This is a genomic window from Sphingosinicella sp. SM1-17, assembly GCF_056821765.1.
In genome coordinates, this window is sequence record NZ_JBPDIO010000001.1 from 378,482 (window position 1) to 398,906 (window position 20,425).

The 20,425-nt window shown below is 63.5% G+C and carries 19 protein-coding genes; 7 read left to right on the forward strand and 12 right to left on the reverse strand.

The genetic code is table 11. From position 1 onward, the window contains the following. Window positions 1–21: 21 nt before the first annotated feature. Together ACRYLT_RS02000 and parC are read right to left on the reverse strand one after the other, a co-directional pair. Window positions 22–2,766: a TonB-dependent receptor gene (locus ACRYLT_RS02000; RefSeq protein ID WP_482662437.1), complete on the reverse strand. Its 2,745-nt coding sequence runs from the start codon at window positions 2,764–2,766 to the stop codon at window positions 22–24. Window positions 2,767–2,923: 157 nt separating this feature from the next. After that, entirely contained in the window at window positions 2,924–5,167 is a 2,244-nt protein-coding gene (parC, locus tag ACRYLT_RS02005; protein WP_482662438.1) for a DNA topoisomerase IV subunit A, read from the reverse strand. A 98-nt stretch (window positions 5,168–5,265) separates the two neighbouring features. Between parC and ACRYLT_RS02010 the strand changes: the two genes are divergently transcribed. Next, window positions 5,266–5,883, forward strand: a complete 618-nt coding sequence (locus ACRYLT_RS02010; protein WP_482662439.1) for an SGNH/GDSL hydrolase family protein — start codon at window positions 5,266–5,268, stop codon at window positions 5,881–5,883. A gap of 61 nt (window positions 5,884–5,944) precedes the next feature. Here the strand turns inward: ACRYLT_RS02010 and ACRYLT_RS02015 are convergent, their stop codons facing one another. Continuing rightward, window positions 5,945–6,865: a LysR substrate-binding domain-containing protein gene (locus ACRYLT_RS02015; RefSeq protein ID WP_482662440.1), complete on the reverse strand. Its 921-nt coding sequence runs from the start codon at window positions 6,863–6,865 to the stop codon at window positions 5,945–5,947. Window positions 6,866–6,977: 112 nt separating this feature from the next. On the opposite strand from ACRYLT_RS02015, the gene ACRYLT_RS02020 reads away from it, so the two are divergent. The 3 genes from ACRYLT_RS02020 to kynU all read left to right on the forward strand — a co-directional run bounded on the left by ACRYLT_RS02020 (window position 6,978) and on the right by kynU (window position 9,777). Beyond that, window positions 6,978–7,172 (forward strand): hypothetical protein, encoded by a 195-nt coding sequence (locus ACRYLT_RS02020; protein ID WP_482662441.1) that lies wholly within the window; start codon window positions 6,978–6,980, stop codon window positions 7,170–7,172. Window positions 7,173–7,591: 419 nt separating this feature from the next. Next, window positions 7,592–8,557: an alpha/beta hydrolase gene (locus ACRYLT_RS02025; protein WP_482662442.1), complete on the forward strand. Its 966-nt coding sequence runs from the start codon at window positions 7,592–7,594 to the stop codon at window positions 8,555–8,557. Continuing rightward, a complete protein-coding gene (gene kynU / locus ACRYLT_RS02030) occupies window positions 8,554–9,777 on the forward strand; it encodes a kynureninase (protein ID WP_482662443.1) in 1,224 nt (407 codons plus the stop codon). The genes ACRYLT_RS02025 and kynU overlap by 4 nt, the downstream gene beginning before the upstream one ends. Here kynU and ACRYLT_RS02035 read toward each other — a convergent pair. Further along, the gene (locus tag ACRYLT_RS02035; protein ID WP_482662444.1) at window positions 9,750–10,121 is read right to left on the reverse strand and encodes a VanZ family protein; all 372 of its coding nucleotides are present in this window, start codon (window positions 10,119–10,121) and stop codon (window positions 9,750–9,752) included. The genes kynU and ACRYLT_RS02035 overlap by 28 nt on opposite strands. A 134-nt stretch (window positions 10,122–10,255) precedes the next feature. On the opposite strand from ACRYLT_RS02035, the gene purC reads away from it, so the two are divergent. After that, window positions 10,256–11,035, forward strand: coding sequence for a phosphoribosylaminoimidazolesuccinocarboxamide synthase (gene purC, locus ACRYLT_RS02040; protein WP_482662445.1), 780 nt, complete (start codon window positions 10,256–10,258; stop codon window positions 11,033–11,035). Window positions 11,036–11,129: 94 nt separating this feature from the next. Here the strand turns inward: purC and ACRYLT_RS02045 are convergent, their stop codons facing one another. Together ACRYLT_RS02045 and ACRYLT_RS02050 are read right to left on the reverse strand one after the other, a co-directional pair. Next, on the reverse strand, window positions 11,130–12,269 hold the full coding sequence (locus ACRYLT_RS02045; protein WP_482662446.1) for a peptidoglycan DD-metalloendopeptidase family protein: 1,140 nt from the start codon (window positions 12,267–12,269) through the stop codon (window positions 11,130–11,132). A 128-nt stretch (window positions 12,270–12,397) separates the two neighbouring features. After that, entirely contained in the window at window positions 12,398–13,201 is an 804-nt protein-coding gene (locus ACRYLT_RS02050; RefSeq protein ID WP_482662447.1) for a ferritin-like domain-containing protein, read from the reverse strand. Between the two features lie 42 nt (window positions 13,202–13,243). On the opposite strand from ACRYLT_RS02050, the gene purT reads away from it, so the two are divergent. Then, window positions 13,244–14,419 (forward strand): formate-dependent phosphoribosylglycinamide formyltransferase, encoded by a 1,176-nt coding sequence (gene purT, locus ACRYLT_RS02055; RefSeq protein WP_482662448.1) that lies wholly within the window; start codon window positions 13,244–13,246, stop codon window positions 14,417–14,419. Here purT and ACRYLT_RS02060 read toward each other — a convergent pair. From ACRYLT_RS02060 to ACRYLT_RS02070, 3 genes are all read right to left on the reverse strand, one after another. Further along, the gene (locus ACRYLT_RS02060; protein WP_482662449.1) at window positions 14,407–14,955 is read right to left on the reverse strand and encodes a hypothetical protein; all 549 of its coding nucleotides are present in this window, start codon (window positions 14,953–14,955) and stop codon (window positions 14,407–14,409) included. The two genes, purT and ACRYLT_RS02060, sit on opposite strands and share 13 nt — an antisense overlap. Window positions 14,956–15,064: 109 nt before the next feature. Next, window positions 15,065–15,529, reverse strand: coding sequence for a peroxiredoxin (locus ACRYLT_RS02065; RefSeq protein WP_482662450.1), 465 nt, complete (start codon window positions 15,527–15,529; stop codon window positions 15,065–15,067). Continuing rightward, a complete protein-coding gene (locus tag ACRYLT_RS02070) occupies window positions 15,522–18,227 on the reverse strand; it encodes a bifunctional [glutamine synthetase] adenylyltransferase/[glutamine synthetase]-adenylyl-L-tyrosine phosphorylase (protein ID WP_482662451.1) in 2,706 nt (901 codons plus the stop codon). Before ACRYLT_RS02070 ends, ACRYLT_RS02065 begins: the two co-directional genes overlap by 8 nt. Before the next feature lie 106 nt (window positions 18,228–18,333). Between ACRYLT_RS02070 and ACRYLT_RS02075 the strand changes: the two genes are divergently transcribed. Beyond that, complete coding sequence (locus ACRYLT_RS02075) at window positions 18,334–18,483, forward strand: hypothetical protein (protein ID WP_482662452.1); 150 nt, start codon at window positions 18,334–18,336, stop codon at window positions 18,481–18,483. A 12-nt stretch (window positions 18,484–18,495) separates the two neighbouring features. Here the strand turns inward: ACRYLT_RS02075 and ACRYLT_RS02080 are convergent, their stop codons facing one another. From ACRYLT_RS02080 to ACRYLT_RS02090, 3 genes are all read right to left on the reverse strand, one after another. Next, on the reverse strand, window positions 18,496–19,179 hold the full coding sequence (locus ACRYLT_RS02080) for a sigma-70 family RNA polymerase sigma factor (RefSeq protein WP_482662453.1): 684 nt from the start codon (window positions 19,177–19,179) through the stop codon (window positions 18,496–18,498). A 78-nt stretch (window positions 19,180–19,257) separates the two neighbouring features. Then, entirely contained in the window at window positions 19,258–19,395 is a 138-nt protein-coding gene (locus ACRYLT_RS02085; protein WP_482662454.1) for a hypothetical protein, read from the reverse strand. 71 nt (window positions 19,396–19,466) lie between these two features. Continuing rightward, window positions 19,467–20,255, reverse strand: coding sequence for a response regulator (locus tag ACRYLT_RS02090; RefSeq protein ID WP_482662455.1), 789 nt, complete (start codon window positions 20,253–20,255; stop codon window positions 19,467–19,469). Window positions 20,256–20,425: the final 170 nt, after the last annotated feature.

Sequence of the window (20,425 nt, forward strand, 5' to 3'; positions counted from 1 at the left end):
CCGAACATAGTTAACGCTTGGCTACCGGCCTCCGAACGGCCTCGACGGCCGCGAGTAGAACTGCTTGCGGATCGTGATCCGGACCGATCGGCCGAGCGGATCGAGATAGTCGGGCTGGTACCCCAGCGGGACGGATCCAGTCTCATCGGTGACCCGGAGCCGACTATCGAACAGGTTGTTCACCGACACGGAAATTCGCGTTCCCCGGAGGAATGGGAAACGCTGAACCAGCGATCGCTGCTGGTTTAGATCGGCGAACAGGCGCAGGTTGAACGTGGCAAGATCCGAGAAGCGGAGGTCTCCGCTCGTTCCACCGCTCCCGTCCGGAACTCCGCTCACGATCGTTCCGCTCTGCCAAACGGCGCTCAATCGCGCGCCGAAACCGTTGCGGAAATAGCCGGCGTCGAACTCCAGTTCATGGCGGGGGCGGCCGCCGCGATTGCCGACCGCCGAACCGTCGAGCAGATCGAGCACCGGCACCCCCGGACGGATCAGAATTTCGTCCGTGAATCGCCAACTGTGGTAAAGCGACAGCTGGATCCGCCCGCCCGGACCGCCGCCTCTGAAGCCGCCCCGCCCACCGAAGCCGCGTCCGCCCCCTGGAGGTCCCGCTCGTGCTCCGTCGTTTTGAGGCTGCTGACGCATGCGTTCTCGGAAGGCGGCGCGCTGCTCGGGAGTGGGTCCCTGGGGCCCGATCGGCTTCGAGAAATTGACTCCCCAACGGAGTTCCTCACGATCCGACCGCGCGAAGTTTACGGGTCTCGAGTCGAGCAGGACAAGCTGGCCCGAATCATCGCGAACGAATCGTTCGGGGAAGGCGGCTTCGATCTCCGCCGTTACCGTCGGAAAGGAAGCGATCGGGTTCCTGATCCGGGTCTTGGTGTAATTGGCGATGATCGTCAGATCGGTGTCCGACAGCGGCCGGGCCGTGAGACGCAGGTTCAACACGTGCCGGTTGTCGGCGAGCAGATCGGGATTGCCGCCGTCGATCCGGGTGATGTCTACCGTCTCGCCGCGAACGAAGTCGAAGATTCGAACATTGGGAGTCAGCACCGTCGCGTCGCCGAGCTGCTGAATTGAGGGCGCACCGTCCTCTTCGGTAACGGACACGGCGAGGTCCAGTTGCGGGATCGGCGACCAGCGCCCTCCATAGCCGAGGGTTGTCAGTGTCCCGAAGTCGGAAAGCTCCTCCACCTCCGCGTTCAGATTCGCGGAAAGCTCGCCCAGTACCCCAAGCACATCGCGACGCCGACTGGCGATCGGAATGTCGAAACTGGCCTGGCCGGCGAGGCGGTCGCGCGAAAGATCGGTGACTCGGACGATCCCGCTGCGAACGGAGCGGCTGTCGAGTTCGCGCCTGTCCACGCTCGCTCTCAGGCTCGCGGCGAGATTGCCGGCCGGGAGCCGAACGACGGGGCCGTTGAGCACGGCGGTCGCATCGGCCGACTGGGTAGTGGAACGGGTTCGGTCGCGGTCGCGGAAAACTATGAGTTCATTCGGAAAGGGAACGAAGGGATTGGCGCCGGCATCGATCCGCGCCTGCAGCGCCGCCGGGTCGATCCCCGTGTCGGTGACGCTCACATTGCGGCTATTTTCGTAATTGGCAGTGAAATTCCAGCGCCAGGGCGAGATGTCTCCATTGAGACCGAGTCCGGCACGGACCGCGCGCCCGTCGGTTTCCCGAGCAAGCGCTCCCTCGTTCCCGACGAAGCGGAACAAGGTCACGTCGGTTCCGAAGGGGGAGAAAGCATTCGTCTCGGGGATCGTCAGTTCGACGCCTGGCAGTCCGAGGCGGCTCTGGCTCTCGTTCAGTTCCACCTCGGTGTTGAACGTCGCCGAGACATTGCCGAACAGCGTACGGTTCAGGGTTCCAGCAAGCTTCAGCCTCTCGGTTTGCGGTAGGAGCGTCCGAAATCGACCGGTATCGGTGACGTTGGGACGGTTTGCTCCGACTGCGAAGTCGCTCAGCGACGGGGGGACGTCCGCCGCCGCACCTGGCACGGCAGCGACGCTGACCGGCTCTCCGGCCACGGCGCTCAGCGCCGGATCGATTTCTGCTCCCGCCACGAACGGCGAAGGGCCGATATTGCCAATCAGGTCGAAGGGCCGGGGAGGCGCCGACTGGATCAGGTTGCGCTCGCTCTCGAGCAGAGCCGAATCGCGCGAATATTCGGCGTCCAGGCTCCAGCGCCCAGATTGGTCGATACGAAGCAGGTTGGCATCGACTTCGTAGCTGCTTCGGCCGCCGGCCGTAGGCCTTCCGAACTCGGTTTCCGCCGTTACCGCCCGGAAACGCTGGCGAAGGACGATGTTCACGACGCGTTGGTCCGCCCGATAGCCGTAACGCAAGGCCACTTCTTCGGGCAGCACTTCCACGCGCTCGATTGCCTCGGGCGGGATGTCGCGAATTTCCCGAAAGCCGGAGATCCGGCGTCCGTTGAGGAGCACGACCGGCCCGCCGCCATCGCGCCCGCGTCCGCTGCGCGTCTGCGGAGCGATGGCGTCGAGGAGTTCGGCGAGATTGCCGGCGCCATAAGCGCGAATGTCGCGCAGGCCGAGGATCAGTTCCGGCGGCGTGTTGCCGAGCACCGACCCCCGAGGCGCCTGACCGGTGACGACGATCTCCTCCCCGGTCGCCTCCTCCAGAGCATCGAATTCCTCGTCTGCCGTGGACTGCCCCTCCTCTTGCGGCGAGGTTGAGGCGTCCGGGACCGGCACTTCCTGGGCGAAGGCCGGTCGAAGACCGGTTCCGGCGAGCAACGCCACGATAAGCCACTTCGAAGACACGAGCTGGAACCCCAATCGTCATTTTCACCGCTGAACCAAGCCGGGGCTATGCCGAGCGCATGTCGCGCACCTGTGTCGGCGCGGTGACCAATTTGTCGCACATTGTCGCGGCTAGCCGCCTACGCGGCGACCGTCATCAGGTTCCGGAGAAGCGGTTGTCCCGAGGGAAGCCCATCGGCGGCATCCGCCCTGCCGCACCACGGGCGGTGCGCCAGGGGTTGAGATCGGTCTCGGTGCGAACCCTTCCGCTTTCACCGCCCATAGACCAGGAAAGCCCCTCGGCAAATCGGAAGGTCGTCGCGTCGGACAATCCTCCTTCGCGGTACCGTTGCAGCTGAACGCCCTGCCCGCGCCCCATCTCGGGAAGCTCGGCTACGGGATAGACGACCATCTTTCGATTTTCGCCGACCACAGCAACATAATCGTGATCAGGTTTTACCGGCCGAACGATCTTGAGCCGTGCCCCGGGCCGAAGATTGACGACCTGCTTGCCTTTCCGCGTTTCAGCGACGGCTGCGGCCGCAGAAGTCACGAATCCGCGCCCGTCGGACGTGGCGAGCAACAGCTTCTCGGCAGCATTTGCCGGGAAGAGCGCCACAACATTCCCTTCCCCTTCTATGTCCACCATCAGCTTGACCGGCTCGCCGAAGCCTCTCCCGCCGGGAAGCTTGTCGGCGGCAAGCGTGTAGAAGCGACCGGCAGCCGAAGCGAGCAGCAGCTTGTCGGTGGTGTAGGCGTGGAAGAAGAAGGCCGAGCTGTCGCCTTCCTTGAATTTCAGCGCCTCCGGATTGCCCAATTCGACATGTCCCTTCATCGCGCGGATCCAGCCGCGCTTGGACATGATCACGGTGATCGGTTCCCGTTCGATCATCGCCTCGAGCGGGATTTCGCGAGTGGGACCCGCTTCCTCGATCAAGGTACGCCGGCGTCCGAGCTCGGTTTCAGGCCCGTAGCGCGCCCGAAGCTCCGTCAGGTCCTTCTTGAGTCGAGTGCGTTGCCGAGCCGGAGAGTCGACCAGCTTCTGAAGCTCTTCACGTTCGGCGAGGAGCGAGTCGCGCTCGCGGCGAAGTTCCATCTCTTCCAGCCGGCGCAACTGGCGAAGCCTCATGTTGAGAATGGCCTCGGCCTGCCGATCGGTAAGCATGAACTCGGCAATCATCACCGGCTTGGGTTCATCCTCGGTCCGGATGATCTCGATCACGCGATCGAGGTTGAGGAATGCGACGATATAGCCTTCGAGCAACTCCAGCCGGTCGTCGATCTTGGCGATCCGGTGCCTTGAACGGCGAACAAGAACCTCGAACTGGAAGTCGAGCCAAGCGCCGAGCACCTCTTTGAGGTTCATCACTCGCGGTGTCCGCGTTGAATCCAGCACGTTGAGGTTCAGCGGGACCCGGACCTCAAGGTCGGTGAGCCGGAACAGGCTGTCCATCAGCAGTTGCGGATCGACGGTTCGGCTCCTTGGCTCCAGGACGATGCGGATCTCCTCCGCCGACTCATCAAGCACATCGGCAAGGATGGGGAGCTTCTTTTCGGTGATCAGAGCTGCGATCTGCTCGATCAGCTTGGCCTTGGGCACCTGGTACGGCACTTCGGTGACTATGGCGGTCCAGGTCCCCTGCGGTCCCTTCTCCACTTCCCATTTGGCGCGGACCCGGAACGCGCCACGCCCTGTGGCATAAGCGGCGGCGATCACTTCGGCACTGTCGACGATCACTCCCCCTGTCGGGAAATCCGGTCCGGCGACGAAGTCCATCAAGGCCGACGGCTCAGCTTTCGGATTGTCGATCAGGTGAATCGCTGCCTCGAGCACCTCCGCGACATTGTGCGGCGGGATCGAGGTGGCCATGCCCACAGCGATACCGCTGGCGCCGTTGGCGAGAAGGTTCGGGAACAGACCCGGAAAAACCTCCGGCTCTTCTTCCTCGCCATTATAGGTCGGCCGGAAATCGACGGTCCCTTCGTCGAGGCCCGCCATCAGCTCGTTGGCCGCCCGGGTCAGCCGCGCCTCGGTGTAACGCATTGCAGCGGCATTATCGCCGTCGACATTGCCGAAATTGCCCTGACCGTCGACGAGAGGGTATCGAAGTGAGAAATCCTGGGCCAGGCGAACCATTGCGTCATAGACGGACTGGTCGCCGTGGGGATGGTATTTGCCAATCACGTCGCCGACCACGCGCGCACATTTCTTGTAGGCGGCAGCGGGATCGAGCCGGAGAAGCCGCATGGCCCAAAGCAGGCGGCGGTGGACCGGCTTCAGCCCGTCGCGCAGGTCTGGCAGCGAGCGTGCCGTGATCGTTGAAAGAGCATAAACGAGGTAACGCTGCGAAAGGGCATCGTCGAACGGCGCCTCGACGATGTGGTCGAACTCATCCTTCATGACGATGCGTTAGCAGCCGCTTCGTCTCCAAATCTACTCTCATCGGTGCGGAACTTGCTGCGGCGGGAACCGCGGCCGATGCCAGGGCTTTGGCGATCATGGGCCACATCGTCCTGCTCGGAGACTCGATTTTCGACAATCGGCGCTACGTGCCCGGCGAGTTCGACGTCGTTGAACAGCTTCGGGCCCGACTGCCGGTGGGCTGGAAAGCGAGTCTTCGGGCGGTGGATGGTGCGGTCGCTCGAAGTGTATGCGGCCAGGTGGCGGCGCTGCCGCAAGACACGACGCACCTCGTCGTCAGTGCCGGCGGCAATGACGCGCTCGGTGCATCCTCCCTTCTCCAGGCCCCGGTGCGCAACGTCGCCGAAGCGGTTTCTGTCCTGTCTCAGGCGCAGGCGCATTTTGCCCAGGATTACAGGACGATGCTCGACACAATCCTGTCGGCTGGCCTGCCGACCGCGCTCTGTTCGATCTACGACACGCCCAGCAATGCGCCCGACCAGCCGATCGTCCGAACGGCCCTGTCCGTGTTCAACGACGTCATCGCCCGATCCGCATTCGCTCACCGCCTGACTCTGATCGACCTGCGATTGATCTGCAGCAAGGACGAGGATTACGCCAATCCTATCGAGCCTTCAGCGATCGGCGGCGCAAAGATCGCCGCCGCTCTTGCGCGGTTCGCTTCCGGAGCGTCGACCGCCTCCGTCATCGCGTGACACTATCCGGTTCGATTGCCGTTGGCAGGCCTGCAGAGACCTCGGTAAGCCGGTTGGGGTATCAGGCGGGCAGGCTGAACAGTTCCGGCGGCTCCGTCTTTGCCATTTCGTGCACCTCGTTGAGCAGCCAGTCGCGGAAAGCGACGATCTTCGCCTGGTTTCGCCGTCCCTCCGGATATACGAGCCAGTGACTGGTTCCCGGAAAATGGAGATGTTCGAACGGCTGAACGAGCCGACCAGAACCTAGCTCCGCTCGCCAGAACATCGGCGTCATCATCGCGATCCCCGCACCGGCAAAGGCGGCATTAGCCTCCATGACCTGGTTATCGAGAACCAGTCCGGGCAGCGACTCGACTTCTCGTGCCTCGACTCCGACCTCGTGCAGCCAGGATCGCCACCATCCGTCACTCGGGCTTAGCCAGATCACGTCGTGCAACTGCTCGGGATGCTCCAGCCGATGCCGGGCCGCGAATTCGGCACTGCAGATCGGCGTGACGTGCGACCGGAACAGGAAGTGGGCCTTGAGACCAGGCCAGCCGCCACGGCCGATGCGGACCGCGGCGTGGAACTCACCGGTGGAGAAGTCCACGAGACGGTTGTCGGTACTGAGTCGAACCGCAAGATCCGGATGCTTCACCTGAAAGGCACCAAGCCGGGGCGCCAGCCAGGCCGTGGCAAAGGTCTGGGCGGTGCTGATCGACAGGATCGAGCGGTCGTCGGCCACCAGTCCGGAAAAGGCATCCTCGAGCGTGTCGAACGCGGAGCCGACGAGCGGCGAAATTCGTCTTCCCGCCTCAGTGAGCGCGACCCGGCCCTTGGCGCGCGTGAACAGGGGCAGGCCAAGCCGTTCTTCCAACAAGCGGATTTGATAGCTCACCGCGGCCTGGGTCATGCCAAGCTCGACCGCGGCCTGCGTAAAATTCTGGTGGCGAGCGGCTGCCTCGAACACTCGAACGGCACTGAGCGGGGGTATCCGGCGCATCCGAAGTTCATAAGGTCTGCTTATCGTACCTGTCCAGACTTTCGTTGGCGCAGGAGCCCCCCGAGGCGCATCTTCCGAAAACCGGTTCAATCGCTCTGGAAAGGAAAACGAGATGCGCGATGAAATGGATGGCAGGCTCTGGGTCGAGAACCATGACAGCCTCGTGGAGGGCCTGGACGAATTAGCTGGAGGCGTCCGCTCGCTGTTGAATCGGCTGGCAGGCTGGGACGGGACCACTCACCAGCTTCTCGCCTTCGTCGTCGCTTTCCTGATCACCACGCTGACCTTCAAGGCCACCGTCATCTAGGATGGAACCCGCAATGCTGCACGCCCACCCACTTCGATGGCGCCTGGGACTCCTGCTTCGCCGAGCCTTGCGGTCGGCCGAGCTGACCTTCTGCAAGCTCAACCGGATCCAGTTCGCTGCTCCATGGAGTCCGCCGCAACGCGGCTGCTGAGCCTCGCTCCTATTTCGACAATCCCCTCAACCTTTGCGGCCCGTTACTCAGCCGTCCCACCCGATGCGCGCCGGGCTGCGAGTGGGCTTCGCCGATCCCGAACACGGGCTGAGCAGCTCCGCGGCGGCGCTTGAGAGCTGACAGGCGAGGCCCTGTTTCCTTCGGATCCCGTTGCGGATCGGGAGCTGGCGACTGCACACCGTACGAGCACATTGCCTGCCATGATCGGGCCATAGCGGCAGCGCCCGAAATGCGCCAAGGAGCGGCGATGATCGGCTCCAGAAAAGCGCTTGCCCTCACCCTCGCCGCCGCTCTAGCCGCTTGTAGCGTGACCACGAACGGCGATCCCGGCGCAAGCGGCCCAGAGCGAATCCCGAACGAAATGGCTTCCCCGAAGCAGAATCCGGGATCCAGGGAAGCTGGCGACTTCCCGATGGCCTGGCCGGATCTGCTGGAGCGGCCACGCCCCCAGCCGAGTGACACGATAAGCTATGGCGCCGATCCGCTGCAGATTGTCGATCTCTGGCTCCCCGAGGGGCGCGGACCGCATCCTACGGTCCTCATGGTTCATGGCGGCTGTTGGCAAACGGAGATAGCCGATCGAACGATCATGAACTGGATCGCCGAGGATCTGCGCCGACGCGGAATCGCCGTGTGGAACATCGACTATCGCGGCGTCGATCGCGGCGGCGGCTATCCCGGCACCTTCATCGATGTCGCAGCGGCCGCCGATTCGCTGCGCGATCAGGCCGCCCGGCACAATCTCGACATTTCTCGCCTCGTAGCCACCGGCCATTCCGCGGGCGGACATCTGGCGCTCTGGCTCGCAGCGCGGCCGCGCCTGTCGACCGACTCGCCGCTGCACCGGCCTGACCCCATCCCGATCCAGGCCGTGGTCAGCCTTGGTGGGCTTCCCGATCTGGAAGAAGCGGCGCGCCCACCGGGCAGTGGCTGCGGAACCGAGGTGGTCAACCGCATTTCGGGCGGCCGGTACGCCGAGACCTCGGTCCCGCGCTTGGCGCCGCTCGGCGTCGCGCAGGTTCTGATCAACGGGCTTCAGGACCGAATCATTCCGACGCATTATGCCCACGATTATGCCTCGCGCATGCGAGCGGCTGGCGACGAGGTGAGGGTGCGAATGATCGATCAGACCGGCCATGTGGAGCTGATCGCTCCTGAAACCGCAGCATGGGTGGCAGCGGTCGAGGAAATAGAAAGGGCGCTGGGCCGATGACCTTCACCCTTCCCGAGGCCAGAGCCGCGGATGCCGCCGATCCGCTGCGGTCGCTTCGTGACCGGTTCCACCTTCCCGAAAGCCTCATCTACCTCGACGGCAACTCGCTTGGCCCACTACCCAGAGCGACGGCGGCACGCCTGCAGCAGGTCGTCGCCGAGGAGTGGGGCGAGGAACTGATCCGAAGCTGGAACAGCCGCGACTGGATCGGGGCACCGCAGCGCATCGGCGCCAAGATCGCGGCGCTGATCGGTGCGAAGCCGAACGAGGTGATCGTCACCGACTCCACTTCGGTGAACCTGTTCAAGCTCCTCGTGGCGGCGGCGCGCCTGTCGGACCGGCCCGCCTTGCTCTCGGAAGCCGGCAATTTCCACACCGACCTGCACATCGCCAGCGGAGTCGCCGAGCTGATGGACCTGCGGCTCGACATCGCTCCACGCAGCGAAGTGGAAGGGCGGATTGGCCCCGACACCAATTTGCTGCTTCTCACCCATGTCCATTACAAGACCGCCGAGCGCTTCGACATGGCCGATGTCACCGCTCGGGCGAAGTCGGCCGGAGCGCGCGTCGTTTGGGATCTCAGCCACAGTGTCGGCGCCGTTCCGCTTCACCTCAACGAAGCCGGAGTCGAGCTCGCCGTCGGCTGCGGCTACAAATATCTGAACGGGGGCCCCGGCGCTCCGGCATTCCTTTACGTAGCCGAGACGCTCCAGGACCAACTGTCTTCGCCCCTCCGTGGCTGGATGGGCCATGCCGAGCCGTTCGCCTTCACCGACGATTATCGCCCCGCCCCGGGGATCGACCGGTTTCTGGCCGGCACCCCGCCCATCCTCGGGCTCATCGCGCTGGAAAGCGGAGTGGATGCCTTCGAAGACGTCACCATGGAGCGGCTATGGACCAAGTCGCGAGCGATGTTCGACGTCTTTTTCGGCCTGGTCGAGCAGCGCTGTCCGGAACTTGCCTGCATCACGCCGCGAGGCGAAGAGCAGCGCGGGAGCCATATCTCCTTCAGCCATCCTGCTGCCTTCGAGCTGTGCCAGGCGCTGATTGCGGATAACGTGATCGGCGACTTCCGCGCTCCCGACGTCATCCGTTTCGGTCTCACTCCGCTTTATCTCGGCTTCGAGGACATCTGGAACGCGGTAGAGCGGCTGTCGCGGATCCTCGAAACGGGTCGCTGGCGGGACCCGATTTATTCCGTGCGCGGCAAGGTGACGTAGGATCTTGACCGTCGCACAAGGGCCGCTGCACCGATCACGACTAGGACGGCGGCAACATCGGCCAGCCAGTCCATCCACTGTCCATCCCGATGAAGAGCGGGGATCAGTTGCAGCGATTCGATCGCTGCGCCCAAAGCGGTTAGATACAAGCCGAGGCGCAACAGCGAGATTCGCGGATAGGCCAGCAGCGCGAGCCCGGTAAGCTCGGCAAAAGCCATAATGTGCTGAATCTTGTCGCTCGGATTCCCCGGCAGATGGAGCGGGCGCGGAAGCAGCGCCATCACCAGAGCGAAAGCCGCCGCCGCCCAGAAGACGAGGCGCAGGAAAGGGCGGATCCGGTCCATCAAGCTGCCTTGGCGTCGGCACCAGGAGGAAACAAGCCGCCTGTTTGCCCAACCGAAGTCGCTCCTATATAGAGCCGGTCCTTCCAGCCTCGGTCCTTCCGGGGTGCCACTGCAGCCTGACCGGAGCTTTGACCATGTCCCGCCGACGCATGATCTACGAGGGCAAGGCCAAGATCCTCTATGAAGGTCCGGAGCCTGGCACCCTCATTCAATATTTCAAGGATGACGCTACCGCGTTCAACGCGCAGAAGCGTGGTCAGATTGCGGGCAAGGGGGTCCTCAACAACCGCATTTCGGAACATATCTTCACCCTGCTCGGGCAGATCGGAATCCCGACTCATTTCGTGCGTCGCCTGAACATGCGCGAACAGCTGATCCGGCAGGTGGAGATCGTTCCGATCGAAGTGGTGGTGAGGAATGTCGCCGCAGGATCGTTGTCGCAGCGGCTCGGGATCGAAGAAGGCACGCAGCTGCCTCGAACGATCATCGAATATTACTACAAGGACGATGCGCTCGGCGATCCGATGATTGCCGACGAGCATATCGCCTGCTTCGGCTGGGCTAGCCAGGAGGAAATGAACGACATCGCCGACATGGCGATCCGGATCAACGACTTCATGACCGGTCTGTTTGCCGGCATCGGCATTCGTCTCGTCGACTTCAAGCTCGAATTCGGGCGGCTGTGGGAGAATGATTACAGCCGCATCATTCTTGCCGACGAGATCAGCCCCGATGGCTGCCGACTGTGGGACATGAGCTCAGGCGAGAAACTCGACAAGGACCGATTCCGTCGCGACCTCGGCGGCGAGGCCGAAGCTTACCAGGAAGTGGCGCGCCGGCTGGGGCTGCTCAAGGAAGGCGAGACCAACATGGTGCTCGACCTCGACTCGCACCGCAAGATGCGCGGCAAATAGCCGACCGTTTGCCGCAGTTCCGGACCGGAGCTTGAACAACGCAAAAGGCCCCGTCCAGCCGACGGGGCCTTTCGCTTTTCTGCTGCGCTGAAGCTCAGCGCGAGCCGCCGCCCGGACCACCGATCGCCGTCGCCGCCAGCGGAGCGCCTCCCGAGCGGCGCTGCACCGCCAGCAGAACGTCGTCCGACTGCATGAACGGGATCGGGTTAACGGCCCGACCATCGATCCGGACCTCATAATGAAGGTGGCTGCCCGTCGAGCGGCCTGTCGACCCCATATAGCCGATCAGCTCACCGCGACTCACGCGCTGGCCGGCGCGAACCGCCATCCGCGACATGTGGCCGTAGCGGGTCTGGATGCCCTGGCCGTGGTTGATCTCGACCAGATTGCCGTAGGCGCCGGCATATTCGGCGCGGTTCACCAGGCCGTCGGCGGTAGCGTAAATCGGCGTTCCGACGGGCCCGGCAAGGTCGACGCCGGCGTGCATCGCCGACCGACCCCGGAAAGGGTCAGAACGCACGCCGAAGCCGCTGGTGAGATTGGCTCGGTCCCGCAGCGGCTGGGCCGAGGGAATGGCGGCAACGCCCTGCTCGAGCTGCTCGAGACGACGCCAGCTCGCAAACAGTTCGCGGAACCGGGGATCGGCATTCTCCGACTGCGAAACCGCCTCATAGGGCCCGCCGACACCGCTGGAGCGGTGGAATCGGGCGGGATTGAACCCGAGCCGTCGGATCGTCTCGACAGTCTCGCGATAGCGCTGGGTGGCCAGATCCTGGGCGCGTTCGGCGATCATCATCTGCATGCGATCGACCTGGGCATATTGCTGCGAGAGCGGATCGTGCGCTGCCGGTTGAGCTTCGGGAAGAAGCGCGGCAAGCTCATCCGCCTCAGCCTGTCCGGAAAGGACTTGAACAAGGAAAGCCTGGCGACGCTCGAGCAGCGCGGCATGCTGCCGCGCCTGAGCCTTCATGGCGTCAACATCGGCCCGCATTTGCGCCACCTGACGCTCCATCTGCACCACATCGCCGTTCATCGCGCTGACGGCCTGAAAGGTAGCGAAGACCGACCAGACGAGCAGAACAAGAGCAACAAGAGCCGCCGCCATCTGCACTCGGGCGCCGACCGTGAACCGGCGAAGGCTCTTCCCGTCGTGCAGGAAAATATCGCGTGGTTTGAAGAGGCTGCGGAACTTCACGCTTGGGTTCGCGTTGGTCGTCGAAGCAAAAGTCGTCATCATTTTCCCCGGTCGACCCACAACAGGCCGCGCAGCCGCGCATGTCGGCCGACTGATTCAGTTCCTGGGCTTTCGCCCGCTCGATTTACGTCGGAAGGTGCCCACCCCGAACGTGTGGCTGGAGAGTGTTAAACATCTCCGACCCGGGCAACCCCTTGGTAGAAATCGCGGGATAGACCGGCTTGGTCGCGCGCTGAGTCGTTGAATGGCGGCTTAAGCAAGCCCCGGAAATGCTCCCGGATCAGTTGTTGCCAGTGCGAAACGACGGCCAAATCGCGGGATTCGCAGCCGCTGCGGAACCAGTGAGTTCCCGCCGCGACGTGCCGGATTTCGTCGTTGTAGATGCGCTGCAGGATAGCAGCCGACCGGTCGTCGCCGGCCCTTTCGAGGCTCGCGATCGTCGAAGGCGTGACGTCGAGCCCCCGGGCCTCGAGTACCATCGGAACGACGGCCAATCGGGCGAGCGGATCTCCGCGCGTCTTCTCGGCGGCCTCCCACAAGCCGTCATGGGCAGGAAGCGCGCCATAAGCGGAGCCCAATGTTCGCAATCGCCGATCGAGCAGGACGAAGTGCATCGCTTCGTCCGCACCTACCGAGATCCAGTCGTCGATGAACTCGGACGGAAAATCGGCCCCGAACCTTCCGGCCATGTCGAAGGCAAGGTCGATCGCCACGAATTCGATATGCGCGAGCGCATGGATCAGGGCGACTCGGCTTCGATCGGAACCGGCTTTGCCTCGCTTCGGCATTCGTGAAGGCGGCAGCAGGATCGGCCGCTCGGGGCGAGCGGGACGATCCGGCATCGCCACGTCGAAGCGATGCTCCAATCGGCCTTGCCGCCATGATCTTGCCGCCCATCGAGCCGACTTCACTTTCGCCTGCGGCTCCGCCGAAAGCAGTACCGCACGACACGCCTGGGCGATCGAACTCACACCTCTTCCTTCCATCGATCATGGCCTGTACCGGCGTCGGTCATGACTTTCACCGCCAAAATCCTGCTGCTCGGGTCCGGCGAACTGGGCAAGGAGTTCGCCATCTCCGCCAAGCGCCTCGGCGCGTTCGTGATCGCCTGCGACTCCTACGTCGCTGCGCCGGCAATGCAGGTTGCCGACGCTTTCGAAGTCTTCCCCATGCTCGATCGGCTCCGGCTTCGTGCGGCCATCGAGAAACACCGGCCGGACTATATCGTGCCCGAAGTCGAAGCGATCCGGACGGAAGAACTTCAGGCCTTGGAATCGGAGGGCTGGAAGGTCGTCCCGTCCGCTCGCGCCACGGCGATGACGATGAACCGGGACGCGATCCGGTCCCTTGCCGCTGAACAATTGGGGCTGCGCACGTCGCGCTACCGCTTTGCCGAGAGCCTTGCCGAAGTGCGCGCCGCGGCCGAGCATACCGGCCTCCCCTGTGTGGTGAAGCCGGTCATGTCTTCGTCGGGGAAGGGCCAGAGCACCGCCACGACGGCTGCGGAACTCGACAGCGCCTGGGACCATGCCGTGGCCAACATGCGTGGCGACCGCCCACGAGTCATCGTCGAGGAGTTCATCGCCTTCGACTACGAAATCACCCTGCTGACGGTACGCACATGTGACGCTGTTCTCTTCTGTCCGCCGATCGGGCATCGGCAGGAGCGCGGCGATTATCAGGAAAGCTGGCAGCCAATGCCAATGTCTGCGCTCGCGCTCAGCCAGGCTCAGGAAATGGCACGTCGGGTCGTCGACGATCTCGGCGGGCACGGGATATTCGGCGTCGAATTCTTCGTTCGAGGCGACGAGGCGATCTTTTCCGAGCTGTCACCGCGCCCGCACGACACGGGAATGGTCACCCTGGTCTCGCAGAACCTGTCCGAGTTCGATCTCCACGCCCGCGCCGTGATGGGCCTGCCGATCCCGGCCATACGGATCGAGGGAGCCTCAGCCTCAGCCGTCATCCTGGCCGACCGGGAGGCGGACGCCTTCCGCTACCAGGGTCTTTCTGAAGCGCTTGCTTTGGGTAGCTCGGAAGCGGAAGTGGACCTTCGAATCTTTGGCAAGCCCGTTACTCGGAAAAACCGCCGAATGGGCGTGGCATTGGCTCGCGCCGGCAGTGTCGAAGAGGCACGAGCCCTGGCGAGCGCAGCCGCAAGCAAGGTCCGGATCGTCTACTCCGCATAAGCGCCGGCGCGCATCTCTTCCTCTTCTTCCGCCGAATAGGCTTGCTCTTCGACATAGACGTCGCGCGATTTGTAGTCGGGATAGTCCGACGCCTCGTCAGTGCTCACGGGATAGCGGGCGTAGCGCTCGATCCTCGCCGATGCCTCGAGCGCTCTGGGCGGAGTCTCCGCACGCTCGACTTCGGCTTGCGCAAGCACAGGCTCTGTCGGGACGGAATCATCCTCGCTTGGTCCAAAATAGGGAACGACGGCGGAATAGGCATAAGTATCGCGCGCGCTCAGCGCTTCGCAGTCGCCGCAGTCCCGAGAGAACGCTTCGTTGCCCTCTGCCCATCCATATAGATCGCCGAAGCTCGCCTCGCGTGGCAGGATCGAAACCGGATCGATCGCTGCACCGCGATCGCGGGGATGAAGGGCCGGCCCCTGAAAATGGATCGGCTTGATCAGGTCGATGGAGCTTTCGCCGAGATAGACGCCGGTTCCCGCCGCCACCAGCAACGCGGCGCCAAGCACCGGCAATGTGATGATGTTCGCCATGCAACGACAACGAAAGCGCCGGACGTGCCGTTCCCCGGCTTCCAACGCCCAGTCGAAAATCCGACGCAGACCCTCGGGTTCTGATCAGGACGGCGGCGAGTTGTCGGAATCAAGCCAGTTCGCGAGCGGCCTTCAACACTTCCTCGGCATGCCCCGGCACCTTCACCTTGCGCCAGACGCGTTTCACGACCCCATCCCGGTCGACGAGAAAGGTGGCGCGTTCGATCCCCATATATTTGCGGCCGTACATCGACTTCTCGACCCAGGTCCCGAACGCCTCGCACGCCGTTCCATCCGTGTCGCTCGCCAGCCCGACCTTGAGGTCAAATTTGTTCGCGAACTTGGCGTGACTGGTCGGACTGTCCTTGGAAACACCGAGGATCCATGTGCCTGCTTTCTCGAACTCTTCAGCCAGCGATGTGAAATCCTGCGCCTCGCGTGTGCAGCCGGACGTGTCGTCCTTGGGATAGAAATAGAGTACCAGCTTGTTGCCGCCAAAGTCCGCCGGGCTGACCGATTCTCCATTCATCGCGACGAGTTTGACGTCGGGCACCCGATCACCTTCGCTAAGCATTGATATCTCCTTCAGCCGAGCGCACCTTGTGCCACAGAGCGGATATCCTCTGCCGCGCCCCCTCATGGGCCGCAAGCAGGTCCTCCCAGTTTTCCGCCCCGCAGGAGCGCGCGACCAGCTGGCGCGAAGCTTCCGGAGGCTCGAGGGCATCCGGAGCGACCAGCCGTATCATGACGAGCATCCGGGTCAGCAATCGGAGAGCCGGATCGATCGCTTCCGGGACGAGACCTGCCCCAGCGAGCTCGGCCAGTGCCACCTCCAGATGGGGATCAAGCCCGATTCCATGACAAAGCTGCAGCGTCTGCACGGCGAATTCCAGGTCGACGAGACCACCTTCGCCGAGCTTGATGTCGAACGGCCCTCGTGGTGGCTTGTGGGTGGCGATCTCCCTTCTCATTCTTGCGGTATCGGCAATCACCTTGGGTGGATCGTGCGGCAGCCGAAGCACTCGCTTGATGATGTCGGAGAGCTCCGCTTGGCCTTCTGGAGAGCCGAAAACAGGCCGAGCCCGGAGCAGCGCCATATGCTCAAAGGTCCATGCCTTGTCACGCTGATAGCTTTCGAAGCTGTCGGTGCTGATCGCCAGCAGGCCGTCTCTTCCGGAGGGCCTCAAGCGGGTATCCACCTCGTATAGCGGTCCGGCGGCGGTCGGTACGCTCAACGCCGCACTGACGCGTGGCGCCAGACGGTTGAAATAGTCGGTCGCTCCGAGAGGCTTGGGTCCGTCGGACTCGGCTTCGTGCGTCCCGGTGAAAAGATAGATGATATCGAGGTCGGACGCATAGGTCAGAGCTTCGCCACCTAGCCTTCCAAGCCCCAGGATCAGCAGTTCCGAGCCTGGAACTCGGCCGTGCTGCTTCTCGAACTCCGCGACCGCGGCCGCGGCAAGCACATTGATCGCCGCCTCGGCGATTCGGGAATAGCCTTCAGCAGCTTCGATCGGATCAGTGCGGGCGGCGATAAGCTGGACCCCGAGTGCGAACCGGCGCTCGTTCACCCGTCGCCGAACCCGGTCGAGGACCTGCTGATAGTCCTCCTGCGCCCGCTCCCGTTGCCGGAAGTCGCGGACAAGCGCTTCCACCGGAGGGACCGGCGCGAACGCGCTGGTGTCGATCAAGCCGTCGAGAAGCTCCGGCCGGCGTCCCAGCTGCTCCGCCAGCGTCGGTGCATGGCTGAGTATCAAGCCAAGATGCTGCGTGAGCCCTGGACGCGCCTGCAGCAGCCGGTAGAAATTCACTCCGCTCGGCAGGCGATCGATGACGTCCTCGAACCGGTTCATCGCGCGAATCGGGTCTGGGGCCGCGGCGAAGGACTCGATCAGGGTCGGAAGCATCGACTCGAAAGCCTCCCGTGCCGGTGCGGTTCGAAGCGATCGGGCCCGGCCTGACCGCCAGCCGTCGATCCGCGCACGTATCGCGGCCGGCTCGGCAAAGCGAAGCCGCGCAAGTCTTTCCTCCAGGGCTTCACCCTCAGGAAGTCGATCATCCTCGTCAGACCCCAACATGTCGTAGATCAAGGCGACTCTGCTGACATGTGGTTCGACGCCGGCAAGAAGTTCGCGACCATTGGAGAAACCGTGCAGTCGAGCGACGTTGTCGAGCGCGTCGGCGTCGGTCGGCAGACGATGGGTTTGCTGGTCCTCCACCATCTGAAGCCGATGTTCCATCGTCCTGAGCAGTCGGTAGGCGTCAATCAGGACTCGAGAATCGTCGCCACCGATCCGCCCGGCTGCCGCGAGCGCTTGCAGGGCCTCCACCGTTCCGGCGACCCGGAGCTGCGGTTCCCGTCCTCCGTGGATCAACTGGTGGATTTGGGCAAAAAACTCCGTTTCGCGGATTCCACCGCGGCCCCTCTTGAGGTCATAGCCGGGGCCGAATCTCTGCCCCTGGGCATAATGGTCGCGGATCCGGCGAGTGATCGACTGGATTTCCTCGATCGCTCCGAAGTCCAGCGAACGCCTCCAAACGAATGGATGCACCGCATCGAGAAAGTAGCGGCCGAGGGCAGGATCGCCGGCAACATGTCTTGAGCGAATGAAAGCGGCGCGCTCCCACGGCAGAGCGCTCGATTCGTAGTAGCTGATCGCCGCATCGACCGGCAGAGCGATGGGCGTGACCTCTGGCGAAGGGCGAAGCCGCAAGTCGACTCGGAAGGCGTAGCCGTCCTCCGTTCGCTTTTGAAGCAGCTCGACGATCCGTTGCGCAAGTCGAAGCGCCGCCTGATCGGGCTCCTCCCTCGGGCGACGCGGAAGGGTTCCAGGATCGTGAAGGAAGATCAGATCAACGTCCGATGAATAGTTGAGCTCACGCCCGCCGAGCTTGCCGAGGGCGATGATGGCGAAGCCTTGCATCGGTTGATCGGGCGTTCTCTCGGCGAAGGCGGCGGCTAGGGCTTGTCCCAGCGAACGCTCGGCCAAATCCGAAAGTTCGGACATCGCCTGCTCCAGCGAGAACAGGCCGGCGAGATCGGCGAGGCCTATCGCAAGGGCGTGAGCGCTTCGTTCCCGGCGAAGAGCGACCATCGGCTCGCAACCTTCTCCGGCGCTCCGAGCCGCCGCGAGAGCTTGATCGACCTCGCCGCGTGCGATCAGGTCCGCGACTTCGGGAAAATGCTCGAGCTGACGGCGCAGAAAGGGGGAATAAGCGTGAGCGCGCTCAATCGAGGCCTTAACGCGTCCTTCACAATGTGTCTCATTCATGCCACGGCCACGTCACCTTTCCGTTGATCTAACGCAACATTTGCAACCCGGACCAGTGAACATTCGTTAGGGTGCCGTGGAAAAGATGGATTCGAGCAAAGAAGAGATGGCAGATTTCGCCTCCCGCCGCTTCGTGAAGGTGGCTCCGCCCACCGTTCATGCGGGCATCGGAGACGCTTTGCGCCATGCCTTCACGATGGACCGGGAGCTGCGTTCGCTCAAGCGGTTCGAGGATCTGCTCGCTCGCCTCGACTGAGGCGAAACAGTCTTATTCGACTTCCGGGTCTTCCGTGGGATCGCGGTCGCGGCTGAGTTCGTCGACCTCGCCCATAATCGTCTGAAGCGCCGAACGGTCGCTGCTCGCCTGGCTTCGCCTGGAGGGAAGCTTACCCTCGCTCAGCAGATGTTCGAGCGCCACTCGGCCGCGCGCCACCCGGCTCTTGATCGTTCCGACGGCGCACCCGCAGATCTCCGCCGCCTCCTCATAAGCGAATCCGCCGGCGCCGACGAGGATGAGCGCCTCGCGCTGAGGCTGCGGCAAGTGCAACAAGGCGCGTTGCATGTCGGAGAGCTCGATATGCCTGTCCTGGCTTGCGGGAGCGGCGAGCAGCCGGGAAGCGGTAATCTCGTCCCATTCGCCCTTGAAGCGCGCCCGACGCATCTGGCTCAGGAACAGGTTGCGAAGGATGATGAAGGTCCACGCTCGCATGTTGGTGCCGGCCTGAAAGCGCTTCCGGGCCGCCCACGCCTTGAGCAAGGTTTCCTGAACCAGATCATCGGCGAGGTCGCGGCTGCCGGATAGCGAGCGTCCGAACGCTCGAAGGTGCGGAATCACCTGAGCAAGCTGCTCCTTGAAGTCGCTATCGGAGAGCGGCACCGGCGCACCGCCGTCGCTGCTTCCTGTGGCGCGGCTTTCCTCAACTTCAGCTTCCGCCGGCTTTCCGCCCGCCATCAACATGCCCCTACCTTACCCACGCAACAAGGGATTGCGACACCAGCGCCGCTCGACGCCTGGCCGTCAAGATAGACCTCACTGCCAGACAAGCAACAAGATGCCGAAGATTATGACGATCAGACCAACACCCCAGGCAAGGATGTAGCGAGTCATGTGCGGCGTGGTGCCGGCACGCGCGCGGGTCGTGTTGATATGATCAGGTTCTTGGTTCATTGCTGCCGCCGCTCTTCAGGTTCCCTTTGTTACAGCGTGGGAACGCCCGCTCGCCCGGCGGGTTCCGAAGTTCAGGCCGGAACCGTCGCCCGGTCGAAGAACAGGGCTTGAGCGATCGCGGCCTTGACGGTCGAACGCTGGAACGGCTTGGTGATGAGGAAGGTCGGCTCTGGCCGTTCGCCGGTCAGCAGTCGCTCGGGGAAGGCGGTGATGAAAATCACCGGCACCTGAAACTCCTGAAGAATGTCCTTCACCGCATCGATTCCGGAACTGTCGTCGGCAAGTTGAATATCCGCAAGAACCAGCCCGGGGCGGCGGGCCATGGCCTGCTGAACGGCCTCATCGCGAGTCACGGCGACTCCGGTTACGTTATGGCCGAGATCGCGAACGATCGTCTCGATGTCCATGGCGATGATCGGCTCGTCCTCGATGATCAGCACTTCGGCCCGAGTCTGGCGCTCGATCTCCGCGAGAGCTTCAGCCACCAGCCGCTCGACCTCATCGGGAGAAGCCCCGATCAGGTAACCGGCATCCTCCGGCGTGAAGCCTTCCATTGCCGTCAGCAGAAGCGCCTGACGGGACAGCGGAGTGATCCGAGCAAGGCGCGCCTGAGCGATTCCCTCCGCGCCATCGACATGACCGGGCTCCTCCTCGATATTGGCGGAGGACCAGATTGCGTGAAACGTCCGGTAAAGACCGAGTCGCGGATCCACGTCGCGCGGGAAATCGTCGGGAGCAGCGACGATCGCTTCCAGCGTCGCGCGGACGAAATTGTCGCCATGAGTCTGGCTTCCGGTGAGGGCGCGCGCGTAGCGCCGAAGAAATGGAAGGTGGGGCGCGAGTTCCTGGCCAAGCGACATTCGTTGCGACTCCTATACGATCCCTGCCTGCCTATGGGATGCTGGGCAGACTCAATGCAAGCCCCGCGAATGGGGCAAAGGTGAGCGAACGACAGGCATGGGCAATCCCTCCCCGTCCTCGCAAAAGGCTGGAACCATCGTCGGACTTTTTTGTTTCCAAGTCCGCGCGG

Excerpts from the sequence above, each read along its gene's own strand:
- parC (WP_482662438.1), bottom strand. The coding sequence starts at position 5,167 with ATGAAGGATGAGTTCGACCACATCGTCGAGGCGCCGTTCGACGATGCC.
- ACRYLT_RS02010 (WP_482662439.1), top strand. The coding sequence starts at position 5,266 with ATGGGCCACATCGTCCTGCTCGGAGACTCGATTTTCGACAATCGGCGC.
- ACRYLT_RS02015 (WP_482662440.1), bottom strand. The coding sequence starts at position 6,865 with ATGCGCCGGATACCCCCGCTCAGTGCCGTTCGAGTGTTCGAGGCAGCC.
- ACRYLT_RS02020 (WP_482662441.1), top strand. The coding sequence starts at position 6,978 with ATGCGCGATGAAATGGATGGCAGGCTCTGGGTCGAGAACCATGACAGC.
- ACRYLT_RS02025 (WP_482662442.1), top strand. The coding sequence starts at position 7,592 with ATGATCGGCTCCAGAAAAGCGCTTGCCCTCACCCTCGCCGCCGCTCTA.
- kynU (WP_482662443.1), top strand. The coding sequence starts at position 8,554 with ATGACCTTCACCCTTCCCGAGGCCAGAGCCGCGGATGCCGCCGATCCG.
- ACRYLT_RS02035 (WP_482662444.1), bottom strand. The coding sequence starts at position 10,121 with ATGGACCGGATCCGCCCTTTCCTGCGCCTCGTCTTCTGGGCGGCGGCG.
- purC (WP_482662445.1), top strand. The coding sequence starts at position 10,256 with ATGTCCCGCCGACGCATGATCTACGAGGGCAAGGCCAAGATCCTCTAT.
- ACRYLT_RS02045 (WP_482662446.1), bottom strand. The coding sequence starts at position 12,269 with ATGACGACTTTTGCTTCGACGACCAACGCGAACCCAAGCGTGAAGTTC.
- purT (WP_482662448.1), top strand. The coding sequence starts at position 13,244 with ATGACTTTCACCGCCAAAATCCTGCTGCTCGGGTCCGGCGAACTGGGC.
- ACRYLT_RS02060 (WP_482662449.1), bottom strand. The coding sequence starts at position 14,955 with ATGGCGAACATCATCACATTGCCGGTGCTTGGCGCCGCGTTGCTGGTG.
- ACRYLT_RS02065 (WP_482662450.1), bottom strand. The coding sequence starts at position 15,529 with ATGCTTAGCGAAGGTGATCGGGTGCCCGACGTCAAACTCGTCGCGATG.
- ACRYLT_RS02070 (WP_482662451.1), bottom strand. The coding sequence starts at position 18,227 with ATGAATGAGACACATTGTGAAGGACGCGTTAAGGCCTCGATTGAGCGC.
- ACRYLT_RS02075 (WP_482662452.1), top strand. The coding sequence starts at position 18,334 with ATGGCAGATTTCGCCTCCCGCCGCTTCGTGAAGGTGGCTCCGCCCACC.
- ACRYLT_RS02080 (WP_482662453.1), bottom strand. The coding sequence starts at position 19,179 with ATGGCGGGCGGAAAGCCGGCGGAAGCTGAAGTTGAGGAAAGCCGCGCC.
- ACRYLT_RS02085 (WP_482662454.1), bottom strand. The coding sequence starts at position 19,395 with ATGAACCAAGAACCTGATCATATCAACACGACCCGCGCGCGTGCCGGC.
- ACRYLT_RS02090 (WP_482662455.1), bottom strand. The coding sequence starts at position 20,255 with ATGTCGCTTGGCCAGGAACTCGCGCCCCACCTTCCATTTCTTCGGCGC.